Origin of the sequence: Pseudomonas sp. Irchel s3b5 (assembly GCF_900187435.1) — a bacterium.
Lineage (GTDB): Bacteria > Pseudomonadota > Gammaproteobacteria > Pseudomonadales > Pseudomonadaceae > Aquipseudomonas.
On sequence record NZ_FYDY01000039.1, the window covers coordinates 1 to 17,975 of the forward strand.

At 58.8% G+C, this 17,975-nt stretch carries 19 protein-coding genes and 1 pseudogene; 7 read left to right on the forward strand and 13 right to left on the reverse strand.

Annotation, left to right across the window (positions count from 1 at the left end; translation table 11 throughout):
* The first annotated feature begins 341 nt into the window (after positions 1-341).
* Both CKW15_RS25545 and CKW15_RS25550 read left to right on the forward strand, forming a co-directional pair.
* Entirely contained in the window at positions 342-803 is a 462-nt protein-coding gene (locus tag CKW15_RS25545) for a glycine zipper domain-containing protein (protein WP_095060779.1), read from the forward strand.
* Positions 804-1,038: 235 nt separating this feature from the next.
* A pseudogene (locus CKW15_RS25550) lies at positions 1,039-1,257 on the forward strand (IS4 family transposase); the annotation flags it as partial.
* A 51-nt stretch (positions 1,258-1,308) separates the two neighbouring features.
* Here the strand turns inward: CKW15_RS25550 and CKW15_RS25555 are convergent.
* Together CKW15_RS25555 and mobA are read right to left on the reverse strand one after the other, a co-directional pair.
* Complete coding sequence (locus tag CKW15_RS25555) at positions 1,309-1,530, reverse strand: YgdI/YgdR family lipoprotein (RefSeq protein WP_095060777.1); 222 nt, start codon at positions 1,528-1,530, stop codon at positions 1,309-1,311.
* Positions 1,531-1,608: 78 nt separating this feature from the next.
* A complete protein-coding gene (gene mobA, locus CKW15_RS25560) occupies positions 1,609-2,211 on the reverse strand; it encodes a molybdenum cofactor guanylyltransferase MobA (protein ID WP_095060775.1) in 603 nt (200 codons plus the stop codon).
* An 81-nt stretch (positions 2,212-2,292) separates the two neighbouring features.
* On the opposite strand from mobA, the gene moaB reads away from it, so the two are divergent.
* Together moaB and glp are read left to right on the forward strand one after the other, a co-directional pair.
* Positions 2,293-2,832: a molybdenum cofactor biosynthesis protein B gene (moaB, locus tag CKW15_RS25565; protein ID WP_095060773.1), complete on the forward strand. Its 540-nt coding sequence runs from the start codon at positions 2,293-2,295 to the stop codon at positions 2,830-2,832.
* Positions 2,816-4,042, forward strand: coding sequence for a gephyrin-like molybdotransferase Glp (glp, locus tag CKW15_RS25570; RefSeq protein ID WP_095060771.1), 1,227 nt, complete (start codon positions 2,816-2,818; stop codon positions 4,040-4,042). Before moaB ends, glp begins: the two co-directional genes overlap by 17 nt.
* Before the next feature lie 62 nt (positions 4,043-4,104).
* Here the strand turns inward: glp and CKW15_RS25575 are convergent, their stop codons facing one another.
* Entirely contained in the window at positions 4,105-4,377 is a 273-nt protein-coding gene (locus CKW15_RS25575) for a hypothetical protein (RefSeq protein WP_095060783.1), read from the reverse strand.
* A 263-nt stretch (positions 4,378-4,640) separates the two neighbouring features.
* Between CKW15_RS25575 and yegS the strand changes: the two genes are divergently transcribed.
* On the forward strand, positions 4,641-5,558 hold the full coding sequence (gene yegS, locus CKW15_RS25580; RefSeq protein WP_095060769.1) for a lipid kinase YegS: 918 nt from the start codon (positions 4,641-4,643) through the stop codon (positions 5,556-5,558).
* Here yegS and CKW15_RS25585 read toward each other — a convergent pair.
* The 3 genes from CKW15_RS25585 to CKW15_RS25595 form a co-directional block, all read right to left on the reverse strand.
* Positions 5,542-6,201 carry a response regulator transcription factor gene (locus CKW15_RS25585; protein ID WP_095060767.1) on the reverse strand — a complete coding sequence of 220 codons (660 nt, stop codon included), beginning with the start codon at positions 6,199-6,201 and terminating at the stop codon, positions 5,542-5,544. The two genes, yegS and CKW15_RS25585, sit on opposite strands and share 17 nt — an antisense overlap.
* On the reverse strand, positions 6,198-7,091 hold the full coding sequence (locus tag CKW15_RS25590) for a sensor histidine kinase (RefSeq protein WP_095060764.1): 894 nt from the start codon (positions 7,089-7,091) through the stop codon (positions 6,198-6,200). Before CKW15_RS25590 ends, CKW15_RS25585 begins: the two co-directional genes overlap by 4 nt.
* 454 nt (positions 7,092-7,545) lie before the next feature.
* Positions 7,546-8,016, reverse strand: a complete 471-nt coding sequence (locus CKW15_RS25595) for a hypothetical protein (RefSeq protein WP_095060762.1) — start codon at positions 8,014-8,016, stop codon at positions 7,546-7,548.
* Positions 8,017-8,447: 431 nt separating this feature from the next.
* Here CKW15_RS25595 and CKW15_RS25600 point away from each other — a divergent pair, with 431 nt between their 5' ends.
* The gene (locus CKW15_RS25600) at positions 8,448-9,383 is read left to right on the forward strand and encodes a chemotaxis protein CheV (protein WP_095060760.1); all 936 of its coding nucleotides are present in this window, start codon (positions 8,448-8,450) and stop codon (positions 9,381-9,383) included.
* A 171-nt stretch (positions 9,384-9,554) separates the two neighbouring features.
* Complete coding sequence (locus CKW15_RS25605; protein ID WP_095060758.1) at positions 9,555-10,361, forward strand: MOSC domain-containing protein; 807 nt, start codon at positions 9,555-9,557, stop codon at positions 10,359-10,361.
* Positions 10,362-10,433: 72 nt separating this feature from the next.
* On the opposite strand, the gene CKW15_RS25610 is transcribed toward CKW15_RS25605, so the two are convergent.
* The 7 genes from CKW15_RS25610 to CKW15_RS25640 all read right to left on the reverse strand — a co-directional run bounded on the left by CKW15_RS25610 (position 10,434) and on the right by CKW15_RS25640 (position 17,966).
* A complete protein-coding gene (locus tag CKW15_RS25610; protein ID WP_007940055.1) occupies positions 10,434-10,718 on the reverse strand; it encodes a pyrimidine/purine nucleoside phosphorylase in 285 nt (94 codons plus the stop codon).
* 89 nt (positions 10,719-10,807) lie between these two features.
* Entirely contained in the window at positions 10,808-11,350 is a 543-nt protein-coding gene (locus tag CKW15_RS25615; protein ID WP_095060756.1) for an exonuclease domain-containing protein, read from the reverse strand.
* Positions 11,351-11,420: 70 nt separating this feature from the next.
* A complete protein-coding gene (locus tag CKW15_RS25620) occupies positions 11,421-13,382 on the reverse strand; it encodes an acetyl/propionyl/methylcrotonyl-CoA carboxylase subunit alpha (protein WP_095152884.1) in 1,962 nt (653 codons plus the stop codon).
* A gap of 117 nt (positions 13,383-13,499) precedes the next feature.
* Positions 13,500-14,297 (reverse strand): enoyl-CoA hydratase/isomerase family protein, encoded by a 798-nt coding sequence (locus CKW15_RS25625; RefSeq protein WP_095060752.1) that lies wholly within the window; start codon positions 14,295-14,297, stop codon positions 13,500-13,502.
* Positions 14,294-15,451: a citronellyl-CoA dehydrogenase gene (atuD, locus tag CKW15_RS25630; protein ID WP_095060750.1), complete on the reverse strand. Its 1,158-nt coding sequence runs from the start codon at positions 15,449-15,451 to the stop codon at positions 14,294-14,296. The genes CKW15_RS25625 and atuD overlap by 4 nt, the downstream gene beginning before the upstream one ends.
* A gap of 25 nt (positions 15,452-15,476) precedes the next feature.
* Positions 15,477-17,093: a geranyl-CoA carboxylase subunit beta gene (gene atuC / locus CKW15_RS25635; protein ID WP_095060748.1), complete on the reverse strand. Its 1,617-nt coding sequence runs from the start codon at positions 17,091-17,093 to the stop codon at positions 15,477-15,479.
* Positions 17,094-17,096: 3 nt separating this feature from the next.
* Positions 17,097-17,966 (reverse strand): SDR family oxidoreductase, encoded by an 870-nt coding sequence (locus CKW15_RS25640; RefSeq protein ID WP_095060746.1) that lies wholly within the window; start codon positions 17,964-17,966, stop codon positions 17,097-17,099.
* Positions 17,967-17,975: the final 9 nt, after the last annotated feature.

Here is a 17,975-nt window from a genome sequence, read left to right on the forward strand (position 1 = left end):
TCTTTGCGGGTCTGCTTACGCTTGCCTGCGTACTCGGCGTCAGCGAAGGTCATCTGTTTCATCGGAAAACTCGGCGGGTGGAGTCCTGGTATTTTGCCAAAATCAGGAAGTCTTCTTCAGAATTTCCCTAGAAAATCCGAGACCAGACCTCTGGTATCGGATTTTTTATGTCTGTTCAACAAGACCTGCTCGACCTCGGCGACCTTTTCAACTTCTCTGATCTAAGTACCTTCACTCAAACATTCCGGTTGAATGGGTAAATGCCGGACCTTTTCTTTTATGAACGATTCTTTAAACAAAGGCTCGAAGCCCATATACCCCAGAAGAACATGAGGCGTCCTATGACACCGGTTAACAACGGCAAAAAGACTAAACGTTTGGCACTGTCCGCGTTTGTGGCTGGACTGTTGATGGCTCAAGGAGCAATGGCAGCCAATGACGGCACCGCTGCTGTAGGCGGCGGTCTGGGTGGTGCATTGGGTAACGTCGTCGGCGGCCAATTGGGCGGCAGCACGGGCGCAGCCATCGGCGCCGGTGTCGGCGGTGCGGCAGGGAGCGCAGTCGGGGCGAATAAGGGCAGTCGCAACGAAGCAGCCATTGGCGGTGGCTTAGGTGCGGCAGGCGGCTCGATAATTGGTAACAGCCTCGGCGGCTCAACGGGTTCGACCATTGGTGCGGGCCTTGGCGGTGCAGCGGGTGGTGGCGTCGGCAATAACCTGGGCAACGACGACGATGATCATGGCAGTTCCCATTCCGGTGGTGGCCATAAGCACAAGCACAAGCATAAAAACAAACACCACTAACTCGGTATCGAGTAGCAAAAACCCGGCCCCGTGCCGTAATGCTGTTCACTTAAGCATTTGAGCTCACGCGGGGCTTCCTAGAAAATCCGAGACCAGACTTCTGGTATCGGATTTTTTATGTCTGTTCAACAAGACCTGCTCGACCTCGGCGACCTTTTCAACTTCTCTGATCTAAGTACCTTCACTCAAACATTCCTGTTGAATGGGTAGCCTCAGCGCTGGATCTTTCTATGCAGGCATCCGTTTCAAGTCAGCCTGCCAATACATCGCCGTTCAACTGATCGTGATGGCTGCGGCAAATCCGATTTCAGCAACGGGAAGGCGGTTGGCAGAGCTAAGGGCGGGTGTAGGAGGGATGTTTCTGGATCACCGTCCGAGGCCTTTGAGGCCAAGGACGGTGAAGATCTCAAAGACCCGGTTTCCGGTGGACCGTAAGGCTGCTCCGCTTAAGTGAACAGCATTACGCGACTAGCGGGCTTTTCTGTATCTGATCTCTCGTCCTGGATTACAGCTCCTTGACGGTACGAACCTGATCCTTGTTGATGCGTGTTTGCTTGCCATCCAGCTGTTCGAATTCGTAGAAGCCAGTTTCATCGTCGTACTGTGGCGCGTCGACGGCCTGGATTTCGCGACCGTCATTCAAGGTGATCACCGATGGCGATGCGCAACCGGCAAGGGTCGCAAGGCCGAGGGCAAGCATGAAAGTGGCGAGGGTCCGTTGTGTCATGGGTGTGTCTCCGAATGGGAATTCTTTTGGTTACCGAGCTTGAGACGTAAACGGCACGAGCAAGTTCCTCACATAGTGTCAGTCTGACACAGTGTAGTCGGTGCTCAACAGTTCCGGTGTGTTGAGGTTGGCCAGTCGAGGGTCATTGTCGGGGCATTGCAACGCCGTTGCACCGAGCTTGCGCATCAGTCGGCCCGGGCTGCGTTCACCTTGATTCCAGGCTTCTTCGAACGCTGCCTTGAGCGTCACCGGTATCACGCACAACAACGGTTCCCAATGGTCGCCATGACGCAGCATCAGCGGTTTGTCCGGATGCAGGTTGGCGGTTTCGCGCATGCTGGTGAGCAGCGCCGCATCTACACGTGGCACGTCGCAGGGCATAACCAGCAGATGAGTATGGCGAGCCGCGTTCAGACCCGCACGGATACCCGCCAGAGGGCCGGGGAAATCCCTTTCATCGTCATGGACCAACTGATCGGCGTAGGGCGCGTACTTCTCCAGATTGCGGTTGCAGGAGATGATCAGGTCATCGGTCATCCCGCGGGTCTTGGCATGCAAGTGGGTAATCAGCGGCTCGCCGTGCCAGTCCAGTAACCCTTTGTCCTGGCCACCCATACGTTGGCCGCGGCCACCTGCCAGAAGCAGAATGGAGCAGGGCGGCAAATGTGTATTGGTGGTCATGGCAGGTCTCCACGGGAGCGGCGCAAAAAGGGGGCGCTGTGATATAACACCGGGCTGTTTCTCCTACAACTGGACGAGCCTATGAAAGCCAAGGCTGATGTGCCTTTCGCACCGCTGAACATCGCCGTACTGACTGTCAGTGATACCCGCACCCTGGAAACCGACACTTCCGGCCAGGTTTTTGTCGACCGATTGACCGCTGCCGGCCATCACCTTGCTGCCCGTGTATTGCTCAAAGATGACCTCTACAAAATTCGCGCGCAAGTGGCCAACTGGATTGCCGACGATGTCGTGCAAGTCGTGCTGATTACCGGCGGCACCGGATTTACCGGACGTGACAGTACGCCGGAAGCAGTGAGCTGCTTGCTGGACAAGCAGGTGGATGGTTTCGGTGAACTGTTCCGTCAGATATCGGTGGCCGACATTGGCACCTCGACCGTTCAGTCCCGAGCTTTGGCCGGTTTGGCCAATGGCACGCTGGTCTGCTGCTTGCCGGGCTCGACCAATGCCGTGCGCACGGGGTGGGATGGCATCCTTGGCGAACAGCTGGATTCACGGCATCGCCCGTGCAATTTCGTGACGCATTTGAAGCAGGCCGCCCCTTGTGAATCCCGTGGGTAAGCCGGGCAAGACCGGCAGCCTGATGCCCGTCGAAGCGGCATTGGCACGCTTGCTTGAAATGGCTGAAGCCTCAAGAATTTTCGAGCGTGAACGCTTGCCGTTGGCGCAGGCGCAGGGTCGAGTGTTGGCTGAAGATTTACTGTCGACGCTTGACCTGCCGCCCTGGCCCAACAGTGCCATGGACGGTTATGCGCTGAGGATGGCGGACTGGACGGGTGAACCGTTGACCGTCAGCCAGAAGATTTTTGCCGGCCAGGCTCCCGCTCCCCTGGAGCCTGGAACCTGTGCGCGAATCTTCACGGGCGCACCTGTTCCCGCCGGCGCCGATTGTGTCGAAATGCAGGAAAACGCCGACGTTCAGGCCGATGAGCGAGTGCGCTTCACCGAAGTCATGACTCCGGGCCAGAACATCCGTCCGCAAGGCCAGGAAACCACGGTCGGTGAGCTGATTCTGTCGGCAGGCACGCGTTTGGGCCCAATCGAACAAGGATTGGCGGCCTCCTTGGGCTGTGCCGAGCTTGATGTCATCCGAAAAGTGCGCGTAGCCGTGTTGTCCACTGGCGACGAGTTGATTGAGCCAGGACAAGCGTTGGGGCCGGGGCAGATCTATAACAGTAATCGGGTATTGCTTTGCAGCTGGTTGCAGCGTTTGGGCTGTGAAGTCATTGATGCGGGCATTCTCCCGGATAATCTGGAAACCACTCGCGCCCGATTGGGGGAATTGAAGGATGTCGACCTGATTCTCTCGACAGGCGGAGTATCGGTAGGTGAGGCCGACTTTTTGGGCATTGCCTTGCGTGAAGAAGGTGAATTAACGCTGTGGAAACTTGCGATCAAACCCGGTAAACCACTGACGTTCGGGCATTTTCGTGGCGTACCCGTGATTGGTCTGCCTGGCAATCCGGCATCGACGCTGGTGACCTTCGCGTTACTGGCCAGGCCTTACCTCCTGCGCCGACAGGGCGTGCAAGACGTTGAGCCGCTAAACGTGCAGGTGCCCGCAGGGTTTGACTGGCCACAGGCCGGTAACCGGCGTGAGTATCTACGGGGACGCCTAGAAAACGGTCGGGCAATTATCTATAGAAACCAGAGTTCCGGCGTACTGCGCAGTGCCGCGTGGGCCGATGGTTTGGTTGAGGTGCTGGAGGGGCGCACCTTGGTTCAGGGTGACAGCGTGAACTTCATTCCGTTAAGTGAAGTATTGGGCTGACGGCTGCTCCACCCTACATGCAAAGCCCGGTCGAATGAGCCGGGCTTTGCACTTATGGCGAGTCAATGAGCCAGCAGCAGGGCAATGACCTGCTCGAATCGACTATTGGCAATCCAGCCGAGGAGCCCGAGGACGACCGCTGTACCTCCGGCCGAGTAGGCAAGCCGATGCTTGATGGATTTGACGTCACCCCGGACTTCGTCCATGTCTCTGCGGATGTACTTGAGGTGTGTTTCCAGTTCGGTGACGCGAGGTTCCATATCAACTTCTCCAGTGGCTTTTGCGCTGTCTTTGGGCTCTGCCCGGTGGTCGGCACGTTTTTCTGCGAGCGCCATAACCTGAATGACCGATGAACCGATGTGTTGGTTTTGCAATGGCACGTCCTTGTGTTTGTCCTGATGACTGAAAACCGCCGACCCAAAGTGAACCAATCCTCTTTCTGGGTCAATTGAGCCGATTCCTCACGTTTTGTAAGAAAAATCCCGCAATGTGATACCGAACAAAATTACCCGCCGGAATTAATTCGCGACCTGGCGACTTTTATGGCGTGTGGCGAGGTCACATTTCCCAGATGGCATTCATTCCGGGGGAACACCGCATGAGCGAACGCAAGGCGCTATTGATTCTGCATGGCAAGCAGGCGCTCAACGAAGAGGTGCGTGCCGCTGTCGCAAACAAACGTGAACAGGGTTGGGAGTTGGCGGTTAGCTTGACCTGGGAGGCCGGCGACGCGCAGCGGATGGTGACGCAAGCACTGGCGGCGGGTTATCGGCAGATCATCGCGGGGGGCGGCGATGGCACCTTGCGTGATATCGCCGAAGCCATGGCAATGCAACCGACCCAGGCCAGCCTGGTGCTGATGCCGCTGGGCACTGCCAACGATTTTGCGCGCGCGGCGGGCGTCCCGCTTGAACCCGCTTTGGCGCTGGAGCTTCTGGAGTCTGCGCCGAGTGCAATCGATCTGGGAGAGGTCGATGGGCAGGTATTTCTGAACATGGCCACGGGAGGCTTTGGCAGTCAGGTGACGGCGAACACCTCGGAAGAACTGAAAAAGATCCTCGGTGGCGCGGCCTATCTGTTTACCGGTCTTTCACGCTTCAACGAGCTGCATGCCGCTTACGGTGAGTTGCAGGGACCGGACTTTCACTGGCAAGGCGATCTGTTGGCGTTGGGTATCGGTAATGGACGGCAGGCCGGTGGAGGGCGGGTGCTGTGTCCTGAAGCCCTGGTGGATGACGGATTACTGGATATCAGTATCTTGCCTGCACCGCAGGAAGTGGTGGGCACATTAAAGAACCTGTTGACCGAGGGGTTCGGCATCGACAGCCTGTTCGTTCGCGCCCGGTTGCCCTGGATCGAGATCAAGGTGTCTGAAGGGCTTTACATCAACCTGGACGGTGAGCCACTGGAAGGGAATAGCCTACGGTTTTCGGTGCGTCCAGCGGCGCTGCTTGTGCATTTGCCTGAGACCTCGCTGCTGTTAAGCGCCAATGCAGAGGTTAATCGTCCAGGCTGATGATTTGTTCACGCACTGCAAACAGCACCAGACCTGCCACGTCGTAGATCTGCAAGCGTTTCATGATCTGCGAGCGATGGGTCTCGACGGTCTTGACGCTCAAGCCCAGGCCGTTGGCGATCTCCCGGGTGGATTTCCCGCGAACGATCAGTCGCAGGATTTCCAGCTGGCGCGCGGTCAGGTTGTGCGAGTCGGAAGGCTCCGGCTGGTTTTTCTGGTGTCGGGTGAGCGCCTGATTGATGACCGTGTGAGCGATGGCCGGGCTCAGGTAGCGTTCGTTGTTACGCAAAGCCTCCAGAGCATGCTCGAGTTCGGTGGCGGTTGTGTCCTTGAGCAGGTAACCGTGGGCGCCGGATTCCAGTGCCTGCATGATGACAGCCGGGTCGGTGTGCATGGACAGGATCAGCACCTTGCTTTGCGGGCGGACGCGTTTGAGCTGCTGCAAGGATTCCAGGCCTCCGGTCTGCCGCATGGAAATATCCAGCAAGACAATATCCGGAAGCAATTGCTCGACCAGCTCAAGCAACTGCGACCCGTCATTGGCTTCACCAATGACGGCATAGCCGGGAAGATCCATTACCAGAGCGCGCACGCCAGCCCTGATCAGCGAGTGGTCATCCACCAGAAGTAAGTTACAAGTCAATGCATAACCTTATTCGAACTGGCCCGTTCAAGCGCACGAGGCGCCCAGGGGAAGAGAGCTTCGATTTGAGTACCTTTGCCCGGTTCGCTGGCAACGGTCAATGTGCCGCCCAATTGATCGATCCGTTCCGACATTCCGGCCATACCCCGTTGACCTTCACGGCCGGGATCTGAGGCAGGTGAAAACCCCAGACCGTCGTCGCGGATTTGTAGCATCAGGCCTTGGGGCTGACGTTGCAGGCAGACCTGCAAATTTTTCGCTTGGGCATGCCGCAAGATGTTGGTGACCGCTTCCTGGGTGATACGGAATGCCGCCACGGCGATTTCTTCCGGTATGCCGGTCAGGCGCTGATGACATTCCAGGCTCCAGTGCACCGGCGTATTGGCCAGGGTCTTGAGCAGGTGCGCACGCAGACTGGCTTCCAGCCCAAGGCTGGCCAGTTGCCGGGGATTGAGGATGGCCGAAACATCACGGACTTTGGCCAGCGTCTCTTCGAGCGTGTCGCACAGGATGGAGCATTGCCCGTGGAGTTCTTCGGGCATCCGCCGTTTGAGCCAGTCACTTTGCAGTTTGGCGGCGGTCAGCAGTTGGCCAATGTCGTCATGCAATTCCCGGCTCAATCGGTGACGCTCGTTTTCCTGAACCTGCAGCAGGCGGTCGGCCAGTTCCTGGGGCTGGAATTTTATCGATTTGCGAGAGAGGCGGTATTGCACCCAGACGCTGGTCAGCGCGGCAACGTTGAGAAGCAACAGACCCAGTGGCAAGCGAATGGACAGGCTATAAGCCCACAAACTACCGACTGTGGAGCAGGCGCATAGCAACAACGTGAACCTGCGGGCATTTTCTCCGGAGGGTGGCCACGTGGCGATTGACTTGAGGCTGGCGTGCATAACGGATGGAGCCAATGGATGTTCGCTGCGGGCAGACCAGCCAATTGGACAAGTCTCTGTTTTGTCTGGTGACGCGTCGACTTCAACGGGTGTGTTTTTTATTTTTGCATCAGCCTGAGCTGATTCGCCGGTGTAGTCGGCACGCACACTACCATTATTTGGCGTCAACTAATGGACGGCATAATAGCACTTAAGAAATCGTTGGTCGCGCGTGGGGTCGATGCAGAAGTCAGGAAAGGGGGCTTTTGGCTTATGGATCCATAATGGACAAAGTGTGGTCGATGCCTGTGTTAATGCCAGGCAAAACCTTAGATGGAATACAGAATGTAACTGGCTAAAAGAATGACTGTTAGTTACAAACAGTCGCTTATGCAGGAAGGTTTTAAAAGCGACATCCGCACAGGCCAATATCGGCGCCCACTAAAACATTGCGCCCCAGCATCGGTTGATGATTTCAGGCTTGCCGTTCCAGGTAGGACACGCGCGTGAATGGCCTGGTGTTGACGGGTAGTTGAAACTGGCTGTGTCCGACCTGAAAGGCAAAGGCTTCGATCAACGTCGTCTGTTCAGATTCGTCGAGACTGAGCTGGCCTGTGGTCTGGTCGATGAGTTCAAGTTGCCAGGCAATCAGGGTCAGGCAGTCTTTCAGTGCGCTCAGGGCCTCGTCATGCAGGCTCATGTGATTCTGTGCGTGGTTCAGCAGGCCATGGATGTGCAGTGAGAACTCCGACACGGCAGCCAACGCCAGCGCATCAGCCCTGTTGGCCAGCTTGAGCAAGTTGCTGAGCATGCAGTCGATGGCATCCTTGTCATTGCTGATCAGTTGCAAATGACTCAGGCATTCCTCGGTTTTACCCAGGAGCGTTTCAGCCTCGACAAGAAACTCCGGGATTCGTTGAGCCCACTCTTTACGGTCGTTCGGCATGATTATCTCCACAACGTCATTAAAATGAGGGGGGTGTCGTGTGTGCCGACGAGAAAGGAGTCCGGTTTTGAACCGGCCTGGAGGCAGCCTGAGAAGGACGAGAGGGTGGTTGGCCACTTACCTGCGATCGCACACAAAAGCCTGACTCCGTTCATGCAATGAGAATGGCGTCACATTAATGGCAATTGGATATTGCGAATATCAGGTTGCACCTGATTGTTGCTAGGGGAATCCCTTATGCAGCGGAACCTAATGCACAAATGATGGTCGTGGGGCGCGGAGGTGACAGAGGTCAATCACGGCGCCAGTAAAGCATGATGTTAATGTGACATCAATGCTTGGGCGTGGCATTTTAGAGGGGTCAAGCTACGGCAAACATTGCCGATAACCTTCCTTAAGTGAATTCATCCGAACAAGACCTGGAGTCATCGATGGCCGGCATTCTCGACACGGTAGACCAACGCACGCAACTGGTGGGTGAGAATCGCCTGGAAATTCTCATGTTCCGTCTCGCCGGACGCCAGTTGTTCGCGATCAACGTCTTTAAAGTGCAAGAAGTCCTGCAGTTGCCGAAGTTGACCCTGATGCCCCAGCGCCATCCTTTCGTGTGCGGCGTGGTCAATCTGCGTGGTCAGACACTGCCGGTCATCGACTTGTCCCAGGCCATCGGCATGCGTCCGTTGGTGCCGGGACCCGGCAGCACGATCATCGTGACCGAGTACAACCGCTCGGTGCAGGCATTCCTGGTCGGTGGTGTGGACCGTATCGTCAACATGAACTGGGAAGCCATCCTGCCGCCGCCGACCAGCGCCGGCCGCCAGCATTACCTGACGGCCATCAGCAAGGTCGATGATCAGCTGGTGGAAATCATCGATGTGGAAAAGGTCCTGGCCGAGATCGTGCCGTACAACGCCAAGGTGTCCCGTGAAAAACTGGCCGATCCGGTGCTGGAGCGCGCCCGGGGCCGTGAAGTGTTGCTGGTGGATGACTCGAACGTGGCGCTGGCGCAATTGCGCGACACCCTGGGGCAGTTGGGGGTGAAAATGCACATCGCCAGCGACGGCATGAAAGCGTTGAACATGCTCAAGGCCTGGGCGGACACCGGCGTGGACATGACCGACAAACTGCTGATGGTCTTCACCGATGCGGAAATGCCGGAAATGGACGGCTATCGCCTGACCACCGAAATCCGCAACGATCCGCGTCTGCGTGGGCTGTATGTGGTGCTGCACACCTCGTTGTCCGGCAGTTTCAACGACTCGATGGTGAAGAAAGTCGGCTGCGATAACTTCCTGTCCAAATTCCAGCCGGACAAACTCGTCGACGTGGTGCGTCAGCGTCTGATGCTTGACGAAGTTCCGGCCTGATCAAGTCCTCGACCACTGTTGGAGCGAGCTTGCTCGCGATCGCGTCGGCACATCCGGCAGGGATGTAACTGATACACCATCGCGAGCAAGCTCGCTCCTACAGGTTTTTGCTCTTTGATTCGTCGAGCAAGCTCGTATAGGGTGGCTTTTTTGCCATCCAGGGAGCCGGCTATGCTGCGTTTGAGCGCGCTTTATCGTTATCCGTTGAAATCCGCCAGGGGTGAAGCCTTGCAACAGATCGGTCTCGACAAATTGGGGCTGGACGGAGATCGACGCTGGATGCTGGTGGATGAGTCCAGCGGGCGCTTCCTGACCCAGCGGGCGGTGGCGCAGATGAGTCAGCTGTCGGCCTTGTGGAATGCCGAAGGCGGCTTGACCCTCAGTGCTCCCGGCCATTCACCGATGAACGTGGTGCTGCCCGGCAGTGACGCGGAACTGCGTGGCGTGACGATCTGGCGCGACACCTTGCGTGTTCCCGATGCCGGTGATGCGGCGGCGGCCTGGGTCAGCAAGTTCATCGGTCAACCGACACGTCTGGTGCAAGTGCCGCTGGACCGCGCACGGACCACTCAGGCGGGCTTCGGCAAAGATGATGATCAGGTGGCGTTTGCCGATGGCTTCCCGCTGTTGTTGATCGGTCAGGCGTCTTTGGAGGACTTGTCACAGGAGGTCGGTCGCCCGATGGAAATGCTGCGTTTTCGACCGAATCTGGTGATCGAGGGCAGCGAAGCCTTCGCCGAGGATGGCTGGAAACGCATTCGTATCGGCGAGGTCGAGTTCCGCGTGGTCAAGCCGTGCTCACGCTGCATCCTGACCACCATCGACCCGGAAACCGGCGAACGCAGTGTAGATCGCGAACCCTTTGCGACCTTGCAGAAGTACCGTTCCACAGCAGATGGCGCGATGTTTGGCCAGAACCTGGTCAACGATGGCAATGGCCGACTCGAAGTCGGCATGCCGGTAGAGATCCTCGAATAGCCGTGCCAGGAATGAAAAATGCCCGTGTCCAAGGACACGGGCATTTTTTGTTGCGCTAAAAAAACCGTGGTTTCAGCCGCGGTATTCGCACAGGTAAGCGGTGTCGACAGCCACTTTCAGCTGGAACTTGCTGTTGGCAGGCACGTTGAACTGGCTACCGGCGGCAAAGGTTTCCCAGTCGCTGCTGTCCGGCAGTTTGACCGTCAGTGCGCCGCTCACGACGTGCATGATTTCACGCTGGCTGGTGCCGAATTCGTATTCGCCCGGAGCCATGACGCCGATGGTCGCCGGACCTTCTGCGGTGCCAAAGGCGATCGACTTGACGGTGCCGTCGAAGTACTCGTTGACTTTAAACATGGGCGATTCCTCGAAAAGGGCTAAAAAGGGCTAAAAAGGGCTAAAAAGGGCCGGCCAGTATGCACAAGGCCCTTGGCGTCGTCACCTGTCTAAAGCGGAAGAACCAGCGGCAATAGCCGTGCGGTATTGCGCGCATCTTCCAGTGCCCGGTGTTGCTGGCCGGTGAACTGCAAGCCGGCCAGTTGCAGGGCGCCATTGAGGCCCAGCGGACGTTCGAGCCGCCGCACCTTGGCAAACCGCTGCTTGAGGTTCATGTGGGGCACGTTGGCCAATACGCTGGCGAGTTGCAGCTGCTGCCACTCCAGCAGCAATTGTTTGCGATCGTAGTCGCCCCAGCTGACCCAGCCTTCAAGGTGTGTGTGATGTTGGCCAAGCCAGCGCTCAAAATCCGCCCAGACCTCGCTCAGCGGTTGTGCGGTATCGATGTTGGCCTGGGTGATGTGCGTGAGTTCCCGGCAAAACGGCGTCAGCAAGGGCCGCCGCAACGGCCGGACGAAGCGCTGGAAGTGATCCAGCTCCCGACCTTTGCGGTCCACCAGGGTCGCGCCGATTTCGATGATTTCCATTTCCGTTATCGGCCAACCACCCTCATCGGTGGTGGCTTCCAGATCAATGACCAGCCAGTGAGGCATTGCAGGGTTCCTGGTATCCGCGACTTGATAGCGCTGAGCGTAGCCAAACCCGGCGGTTCCGCCTAGAGGCTTATTCGACCTCCAGCAGTATCTGGCGGTTTTTGACTTGATCGCCGACCTGCACCTGCAAACGCTTGAGCACACCGTCGATACCCGATTTGAGCGGGTGTTCCATTTTCATGGCTTCCAGCACCACCAGCAGTTGCCCCTTGCTCACAGCGCTGCCTTCGCTGACCAGCACATCGACAATCGCGCCATCCATGGGCGCCTTGAGGGTGCCGGTGCTGATGCTGGTCCGGCTGCTGACCGGCGCCTGGGTGCGATCCTCCAAGCGCAAACTGCCCGGACGGGTGGATAACCAGAGTTGCCCGGCCTCCAGGCGATAAGCGTGGCGTTGACGGATGCCGTCGATTTCCAGGGTGGCCCAGCGCCCGTCGCACTGAATGATCTTCAGGTTGATATGGCGGCTGGCGGCTTGAATTTGCAATGGCTCGCCAGGTACGGCGTGCAATTGCACCGGCCAGTCCTGATCCTCGGCACCGACACGATAGTGCAGTGGCACGCTGGCGTTGTTGCGCCAACCGGCCAGCGGGGCAGGGTGCGTCATCGCCGAGGCGTGATAAAGCAGCGCCGCAGCAATGGCCAGTTGTTCGGCGCTCGGCACCAGCGGTTGCAGGCAGGCATCGTTGGCGAAATGTTGCTGAATGAACCCGGTGCTGAAATCACTGCTGGCAAATTGTGGATGCTCCAGCAGGCTGGCGAGCAAGCGCTGATTGCCGTGCACGCCCAGCAGCACGGTGTCTTGCACCGCGCGCAGCAACTTGCGCCGCGCCTCTTCGCGGGTGGCGCCATGGGCGATGATCTTGCCGAGCATCGGGTCGTAGAACGGGCTGATGGTCTGGCCTTCGATCAAGCCATGGTCGATCCGCACACCGTCCTGCAGACCCGGCTCCCACCCCGTGATGCATCCGGTTTGCGGGAGGAATCCCTGAGCGGGATCTTCGGCGTACAAGCGCACTTCCATGGCGTGCCCGTTGAGCTGCACTTGTTCCTGACGCAATGGCAGCGCTTGCCCTTCGGCCACGTTCAACTGCCAGGCCACCAGGTCCAATCCCGTGATCAATTCGGTCACCGGGTGCTCCACTTGCAGCCGGGTGTTCATTTCCAGAAAGTAGAACTGGCCACGGGCATCCAGCAGAAACTCCACCGTGCCGGCGCCGACGTAATTCACCGCTCGCCCGGCTTTGAGCGCGGCTTCACCCATGGCCTGGCGCAGTTCGATGGTCATGACCGGGCAGGGCGCTTCTTCGATGACTTTCTGGTGGCGGCGCTGGATCGAACAATCGCGCTCACCGAGGTAAATCAGGTTGCCGTGCTGATCGCCAAACAGTTGAATCTCGACGTGACGAGGCTCGATCAAGGCCTGCTCGAGAATCAGTTCATCGCTGCCAAAGCCGTTCAAGGCTTCCGAGCGCGCGGTGCGAATCTGCGCAAGCAAATCCCCTGCGTCATGCACCAGGCGCATGCCACGACCACCGCCGCCAGCGCTGGCCTTGATCATCAGCGGATAACCGATTCGTTCGGCTTCACGGCTCAGGGTGGCGTCGTCCTGTTGCGCACCTTGATAGCCGTTGATGCACGGCACACCGGCTTCGAGCATGGCGATTTTCGACAGGCGCTTGCTGCCCATCAATTCGATGGCTTCGGGGCTTGGGCCGATGAAGGTGAGGCCGGCTGCCTGGCAGGCGCGGGCGAATCCGGCGTTCTCCGAAAGAAAACCGTAACCCGGATGGATCGCGTCCGCCCCGGTGCGGCGTGCCGCGTCGAGGATTGCCGGGATGTTCAGATAAGACTGTTGCACCGGAGCCGGGCCGATGTTGACTGCTTCGTCGGCCATCTGCACATGCAAGGCGTCGGCGTCGGCATCGCTGAACACGGCAACGGTGCGATAGCCCAGCGCCTGCGCGGTGCGCTGGATGCGACAGGCGATTTCACCGCGGTTGGCGATGAGGATTTTTTTGAGTCCGGGCATGGGTTGGCTCTCTGAAAGTTGCGGTGTCTGGTCGGGCCTCATCGCTGGCAAGCCAGCTCCTACAGTGGGTTTATGTCGCACACAGAACCTGTAGGAGCGGGCTTGCCAGCGATGCTTTCAAGAAGCCCACCCCGGTTTACGTTTTTGCAAGAAGGCCATCGTTCCTTCGACCCCTTCAGGCCCGGTCACCGCCTCGCTGAACCATTCGGCAGCCTCGTCCAGCAAGGCATCCGTCGGTTGTCCGGCGCTCGCCAGCAAGAGCTTCTTGGTCGCGGCGTTGGCCCCTGGCGCGCAACACAACACATGGGCCAACACCTCGTCGAGACGCTCGGCCAACGCCTGTGGATCGTGTTCGACAAAATGCACCAACCCCATCTTCCGAGCCTGGATCCCATCGAAACGGGCCGCGGTCAGGGCCAGTCGTCGGGCCTGGGTCAGGCCGATGCGTTGCACCACGAACGGCACAATTTGCGCGGGCAACAGACCGAGGCTGGTTTCCGGCAGGCCGAATTGCGCCGAATGATCGGCCATGGCGATATCGCTGACACAGGCCAGGCCGAAACCGCCACCCAACACGGCGCCTTGCAGGATCGTGATCACCACCTGTGGCGCGTGTTGCATCTCTTGCAGCAGCGCACCGAACACCCGGTTCAGATCGCGATGGGCATTCGGACCCTGAGTGCGGGCATTGGCCATGTCCTTGATATCGCCGCCGGCACAGAAGTGCCCACCGACGCCGCCGATCACCAAGGCGCGAACCCCCGGTTTATCGCGGACCGAGGCCAGCACCGAACGCAATTCGGTGACCATTTGCACACTCATGGCGTTGCGACTTTCCGGGCGGTTGAGGGTGACGTGCAACACGCCGTTGTGCAGTTCCAACAACAAGGTCTGGCAAACCGGCAGGTTGTTCATTTCTTTCTCCCAGGCAGGATGCCCATGAGTTTGCAGATGATCCCCAACATGATTTCGTCGGCACCGCCGCCAATCGAGACCAGTCGCACATCGCGATAGGCGCGGGCGACCGGGTTGTCCCACATGAAACCCATGCCGCCCCAGTATTGCAGGCAACTGTCGCTGACTTCGCGGCCCAGCCGTCCGGCCTTGAGCTTGGCCATGGAGGCCAGGCGCGTAACGTCCTGGCCTTTGACGTATTGCTCGGTGGCTTGATAGACCAGCGCCCGCAGGCATTCGATTTCGGTCTGCAGTTCGGCCAGGCGGAAGTGGATGACCTGGTTGTCGATTAGCGCATTGCCGAAGGTTTTGCGCTCCTTGCAGTACTCGATGGTGCTGTCGACGCAGTATTCCAGGCCCTTGATCATGTTGGCGGCGCCAAACAGGCGTTCCTCCTGGAATTGCAGCATTTGCATCATGAAACCCGCGCCTTCATGGCCGATGCGGTTGCGCTGCGGTACGCGCACGTTGTCGAAAAACACCTGGGCGGTTTCCGAACTGCGCATGCCGAGTTTGTCCAGGTTCGAGCTGAGGCTGATGCCCGGCGCGTTCATCGGCACCATGATCAACGACTTGTTGATGTGCGGTTTGTCGTCCGATGTGTTCGCCAGCAGGCAGATGAAATCAGCGCTGGGTGAGTTGGTGATCCACATCTTGCTGCCGTTGATCACGTAGTCGTCGCCGTCCTTGCGCGCACTGGTTTTCAGCCCGGCCACGTCGGAACCCGCACCGACTTCGGAAACGCCGATGCAGCCGACCTGTTCGCCGCTGATGGCCGGGCGCAGGAACTCATCACGCAACTCATCGGAGCCGAAACGGGCCAGGGCCGGGGTGCACATGTCGGTCTGCACGCCGATGGACATCGGGATGCCGCCGCAATGGATGGTGCCGAACTCTTCGGCAGCGACGATCGAATAGCTGTAGTCGAGTCCCATACCACCGAATTTTTCCGGTTTGGAAATGCCCAGCAAACCAAGGTCGCCGGCCTTGCGGAAAATCTCGTGGATCGGAAAGCGTCCGGCTTTTTCCCATTCGTCGACGTGCGGATTGATCTCGTGCTCGACGAATTGGCGAACCGTGCGGCGCAGTGCTTCGTGTTCCTGGGTGAAGATCATTTTTATTGTTCTCCTGACGATCAATTCAAAAACGCGAAACGCCAAAACTGTTGGTTTGGAGTGACCGCACTTCGGCCTCGTGACAGATATCCAGCAAGTAGCCGAGCAGCGTTCGGGTATCCCGTGGGTCGATCAAACCGTCGTCCCACAGATTGGCGCTGCCGTAAAGCGCCGTGGACTGGCTGTCGAGTTTCTGCGCGGCGGCCTGTTCGAGCATGTCGAGCACTTTCGGGTCGGGCACCAGGCCATCCTTGGCTTGTTTGGCCTCGGTGACGATGCGCAGCACCTTGCCTGCCTGGGCACCGCCCATCACCGCAGTGCGGCTGTTGGGCCAGGCGAAGATGAAGCGCGGGTCGAGGCCGCGCCCGCACATCGCATAGTTACCGGCACCATAGGAGCCACCGACGACGACGGTCAGTTTGGGCACACGGGCGTTGGCCACCGCTTGTATCATCTTGGCGCCATGCTTGATCACGCCTTGCTGTTCCGATTCGGTGCCGACCATGAACCCGGTGGTGTTGTGGAAAAACAGCAGCGGTGTCTGGCTCTGGTCGCACAGCTGAATGAATTGCGCTGCCTTGCTCGCCCCTTTGGGCGTGATCGGGCCGTTGTTGCCGATGAAACCACAGGTCCGTCCCTGGATTTTCAGGTGACCGCAGACGGTCTGCTGATCGAACTCGACCTTGAAGTCGAGGAAGTTCGAGCCATCGGCAATGCGGGCAATGATTTCGCGCACGTCGTAAGGTTTTTTCGGGTCGTCCGGGATCAGCCCCAGCAGTTCGTCGATGGGGTAGAGCGGCTCTGCCCATTGTGGTTCAGGTAACCAGGGCAGTTGATCGTTCCATGACAGCAGGCTGACGATCTCGCGCACCTGACGCACACCGTCGGCGTCGTTTTCCGCCAGGTACTCGGCGGTGCCGGCGGTTTGCGCGTGCATCTCGGCGCCGCCCAGTTCCTCATCCGTCGCGACTTCGCCGGTGGCGGCCTTCAACAGCGGCGGGCCGGCCAAAAACAACTTGGCCTTGCCGCGCACCACCACCACGTAGTCCGACAAACCGGGTTGATAAGCGCCGCCAGCGGTGGCTGAACCGTGCACCACGGTGATCTGTGGCAGGCCCATCGCCGACATCCGCGCCTGGTTGGCAAAGCTGCGCGCGCCTTCGACGAAAATCTCCGCTGCGTAATTGAGGTTGGCGCCGCCGCTTTCGGCAAGGGTGATCACTGGCAGTTTGTTTTCCATGGCGATCTGTTGCAGGCGCAGGGATTTTTTCAGACCGCTGGGGGAGATGGTTCCACCCTTGATCGCGCTGTTGTTCGCCACCACCAGTACCCGCACACCCGAGACGTAGCCGATACCGGCGATCAGGCCGCCACCGGCGGAGTTGCCGTCCTTGTCATCGTGCAGCTTGAAACCGGCCAGACTCGCCAACTCGAGGAACGGCGCGCCAGGGTCCAGCAAAAGATTGAGGCGTTCCCGGGGCAACAGCTGACCGCGTTTCTCGAATTTCGGCTTGGCCTCGGCAGCCTTGCTCAGCAGGTTCTGTTCAAGTGTGCGCACCTGCTCTATCGCGCTCAGCATCGCCGCACGGTTCTGGGCGAACTGTTCACTATGGGGATCGAGTTGCGACTGAATCACCGGCATGGGTTATTCCTTGTCCTTGAGGACATCGGGAAGGTAGGCGCGGTGGAAACCGTTGTAAGACTCACTGTTAGTCGCCTTGTGGATCGGCCAGGCACGCCCGCCAAGGCTGGCGGCACCGTCGATGCGCAACGTGCTGCCGCTGACGAACGCTGCGGCCGGGCTGAGGAGGAAAACAATCGCGGCGCTGACTTCCGATTCTGTCCCGATGCGTTTGAGCGGCACGTGTTCACGCAAGGTCGGGATCACGGCTTTGAACGCGCCTTCATAGGTGTCCATGCCGCTGGAGGCAATCCAGCCCGGTGCCACGGCATTGACCCGCACCCCGGCATAACCCCATTCGAACGCGGCGGTCTTGGTCAGGTTGTCCATGCCCGAACGTGCTGCGCCGGAGTGCCCCATGCCGGGCATGCCGCCCCACATGTCGGCCAGCATGTTGACGATGGCGCCGCCGTGCTTGCTCATGGACTGGTTGAACACTTCCCGGGCCATCAGGAAACCGCCCACCAGGTTGGTGCGCATCACGGTTTCGAAACCCTTTTGATTGATCGAGGCCAGGGGCGATGGGTACTGCCCACCAGCGTTATTGACCAGTCCATGAATGGGGCCATGCTGGCGGATCAGTTCACTGACCAGATGCGTAACCGCTTCTTCGTCGCGAATGTCGCAAGTCGCCCAATCCGCCTTGCCACCGTCTTCGACGATTTCCGTTGCGACACTTTTGAGTTTGTCGGCCTTGCGTCCGATCAGCAGAACATGGGCGCCGAGAGCGGCCAGTTCGTGGGCGGTGCAACGACCGATGCCACTGCCGCCACCGGTGACAATGATGTTTTGGCCAGCAAACAGATCGGCTTTGAAAATCGAATCGTAGGCCATGGCGGCAGT

Bases quoted from the DNA above. Each gene is read 5' to 3' on its own strand.
- CKW15_RS25545 (WP_095060779.1), top strand. From the start codon at position 342: ATGACACCGGTTAACAACGGCAAAAAGACTAAACGTTTGGCACTGTCC.
- CKW15_RS25555 (WP_095060777.1), bottom strand. From the start codon at position 1,530: ATGACACAACGGACCCTCGCCACTTTCATGCTTGCCCTCGGCCTTGCG.
- mobA (WP_095060775.1), bottom strand. From the start codon at position 2,211: ATGACCACCAATACACATTTGCCGCCCTGCTCCATTCTGCTTCTGGCA.
- moaB (WP_095060773.1), top strand. From the start codon at position 2,293: ATGAAAGCCAAGGCTGATGTGCCTTTCGCACCGCTGAACATCGCCGTA.
- CKW15_RS25575 (WP_095060783.1), bottom strand. From the start codon at position 4,377: ATGGCGCTCGCAGAAAAACGTGCCGACCACCGGGCAGAGCCCAAAGAC.
- yegS (WP_095060769.1), top strand. From the start codon at position 4,641: ATGAGCGAACGCAAGGCGCTATTGATTCTGCATGGCAAGCAGGCGCTC.
- CKW15_RS25590 (WP_095060764.1), bottom strand. From the start codon at position 7,091: ATGCACGCCAGCCTCAAGTCAATCGCCACGTGGCCACCCTCCGGAGAA.
- CKW15_RS25595 (WP_095060762.1), bottom strand. From the start codon at position 8,016: ATGCCGAACGACCGTAAAGAGTGGGCTCAACGAATCCCGGAGTTTCTT.
- CKW15_RS25600 (WP_095060760.1), top strand. From the start codon at position 8,448: ATGGCCGGCATTCTCGACACGGTAGACCAACGCACGCAACTGGTGGGT.
- CKW15_RS25605 (WP_095060758.1), top strand. From the start codon at position 9,555: ATGCTGCGTTTGAGCGCGCTTTATCGTTATCCGTTGAAATCCGCCAGG.
- CKW15_RS25610 (WP_007940055.1), bottom strand. From the start codon at position 10,718: ATGTTTAAAGTCAACGAGTACTTCGACGGCACCGTCAAGTCGATCGCC.
- CKW15_RS25615 (WP_095060756.1), bottom strand. From the start codon at position 11,350: ATGCCTCACTGGCTGGTCATTGATCTGGAAGCCACCACCGATGAGGGT.
- CKW15_RS25620 (WP_095152884.1), bottom strand. From the start codon at position 13,382: ATGCCCGGACTCAAAAAAATCCTCATCGCCAACCGCGGTGAAATCGCC.
- CKW15_RS25625 (WP_095060752.1), bottom strand. From the start codon at position 14,297: ATGAACAACCTGCCGGTTTGCCAGACCTTGTTGTTGGAACTGCACAAC.
- atuD (WP_095060750.1), bottom strand. From the start codon at position 15,451: ATGATCTTCACCCAGGAACACGAAGCACTGCGCCGCACGGTTCGCCAA.
- atuC (WP_095060748.1), bottom strand. From the start codon at position 17,093: ATGCCGGTGATTCAGTCGCAACTCGATCCCCATAGTGAACAGTTCGCC.
- CKW15_RS25640 (WP_095060746.1), bottom strand. From the start codon at position 17,966: ATGGCCTACGATTCGATTTTCAAAGCCGATCTGTTTGCTGGCCAAAAC.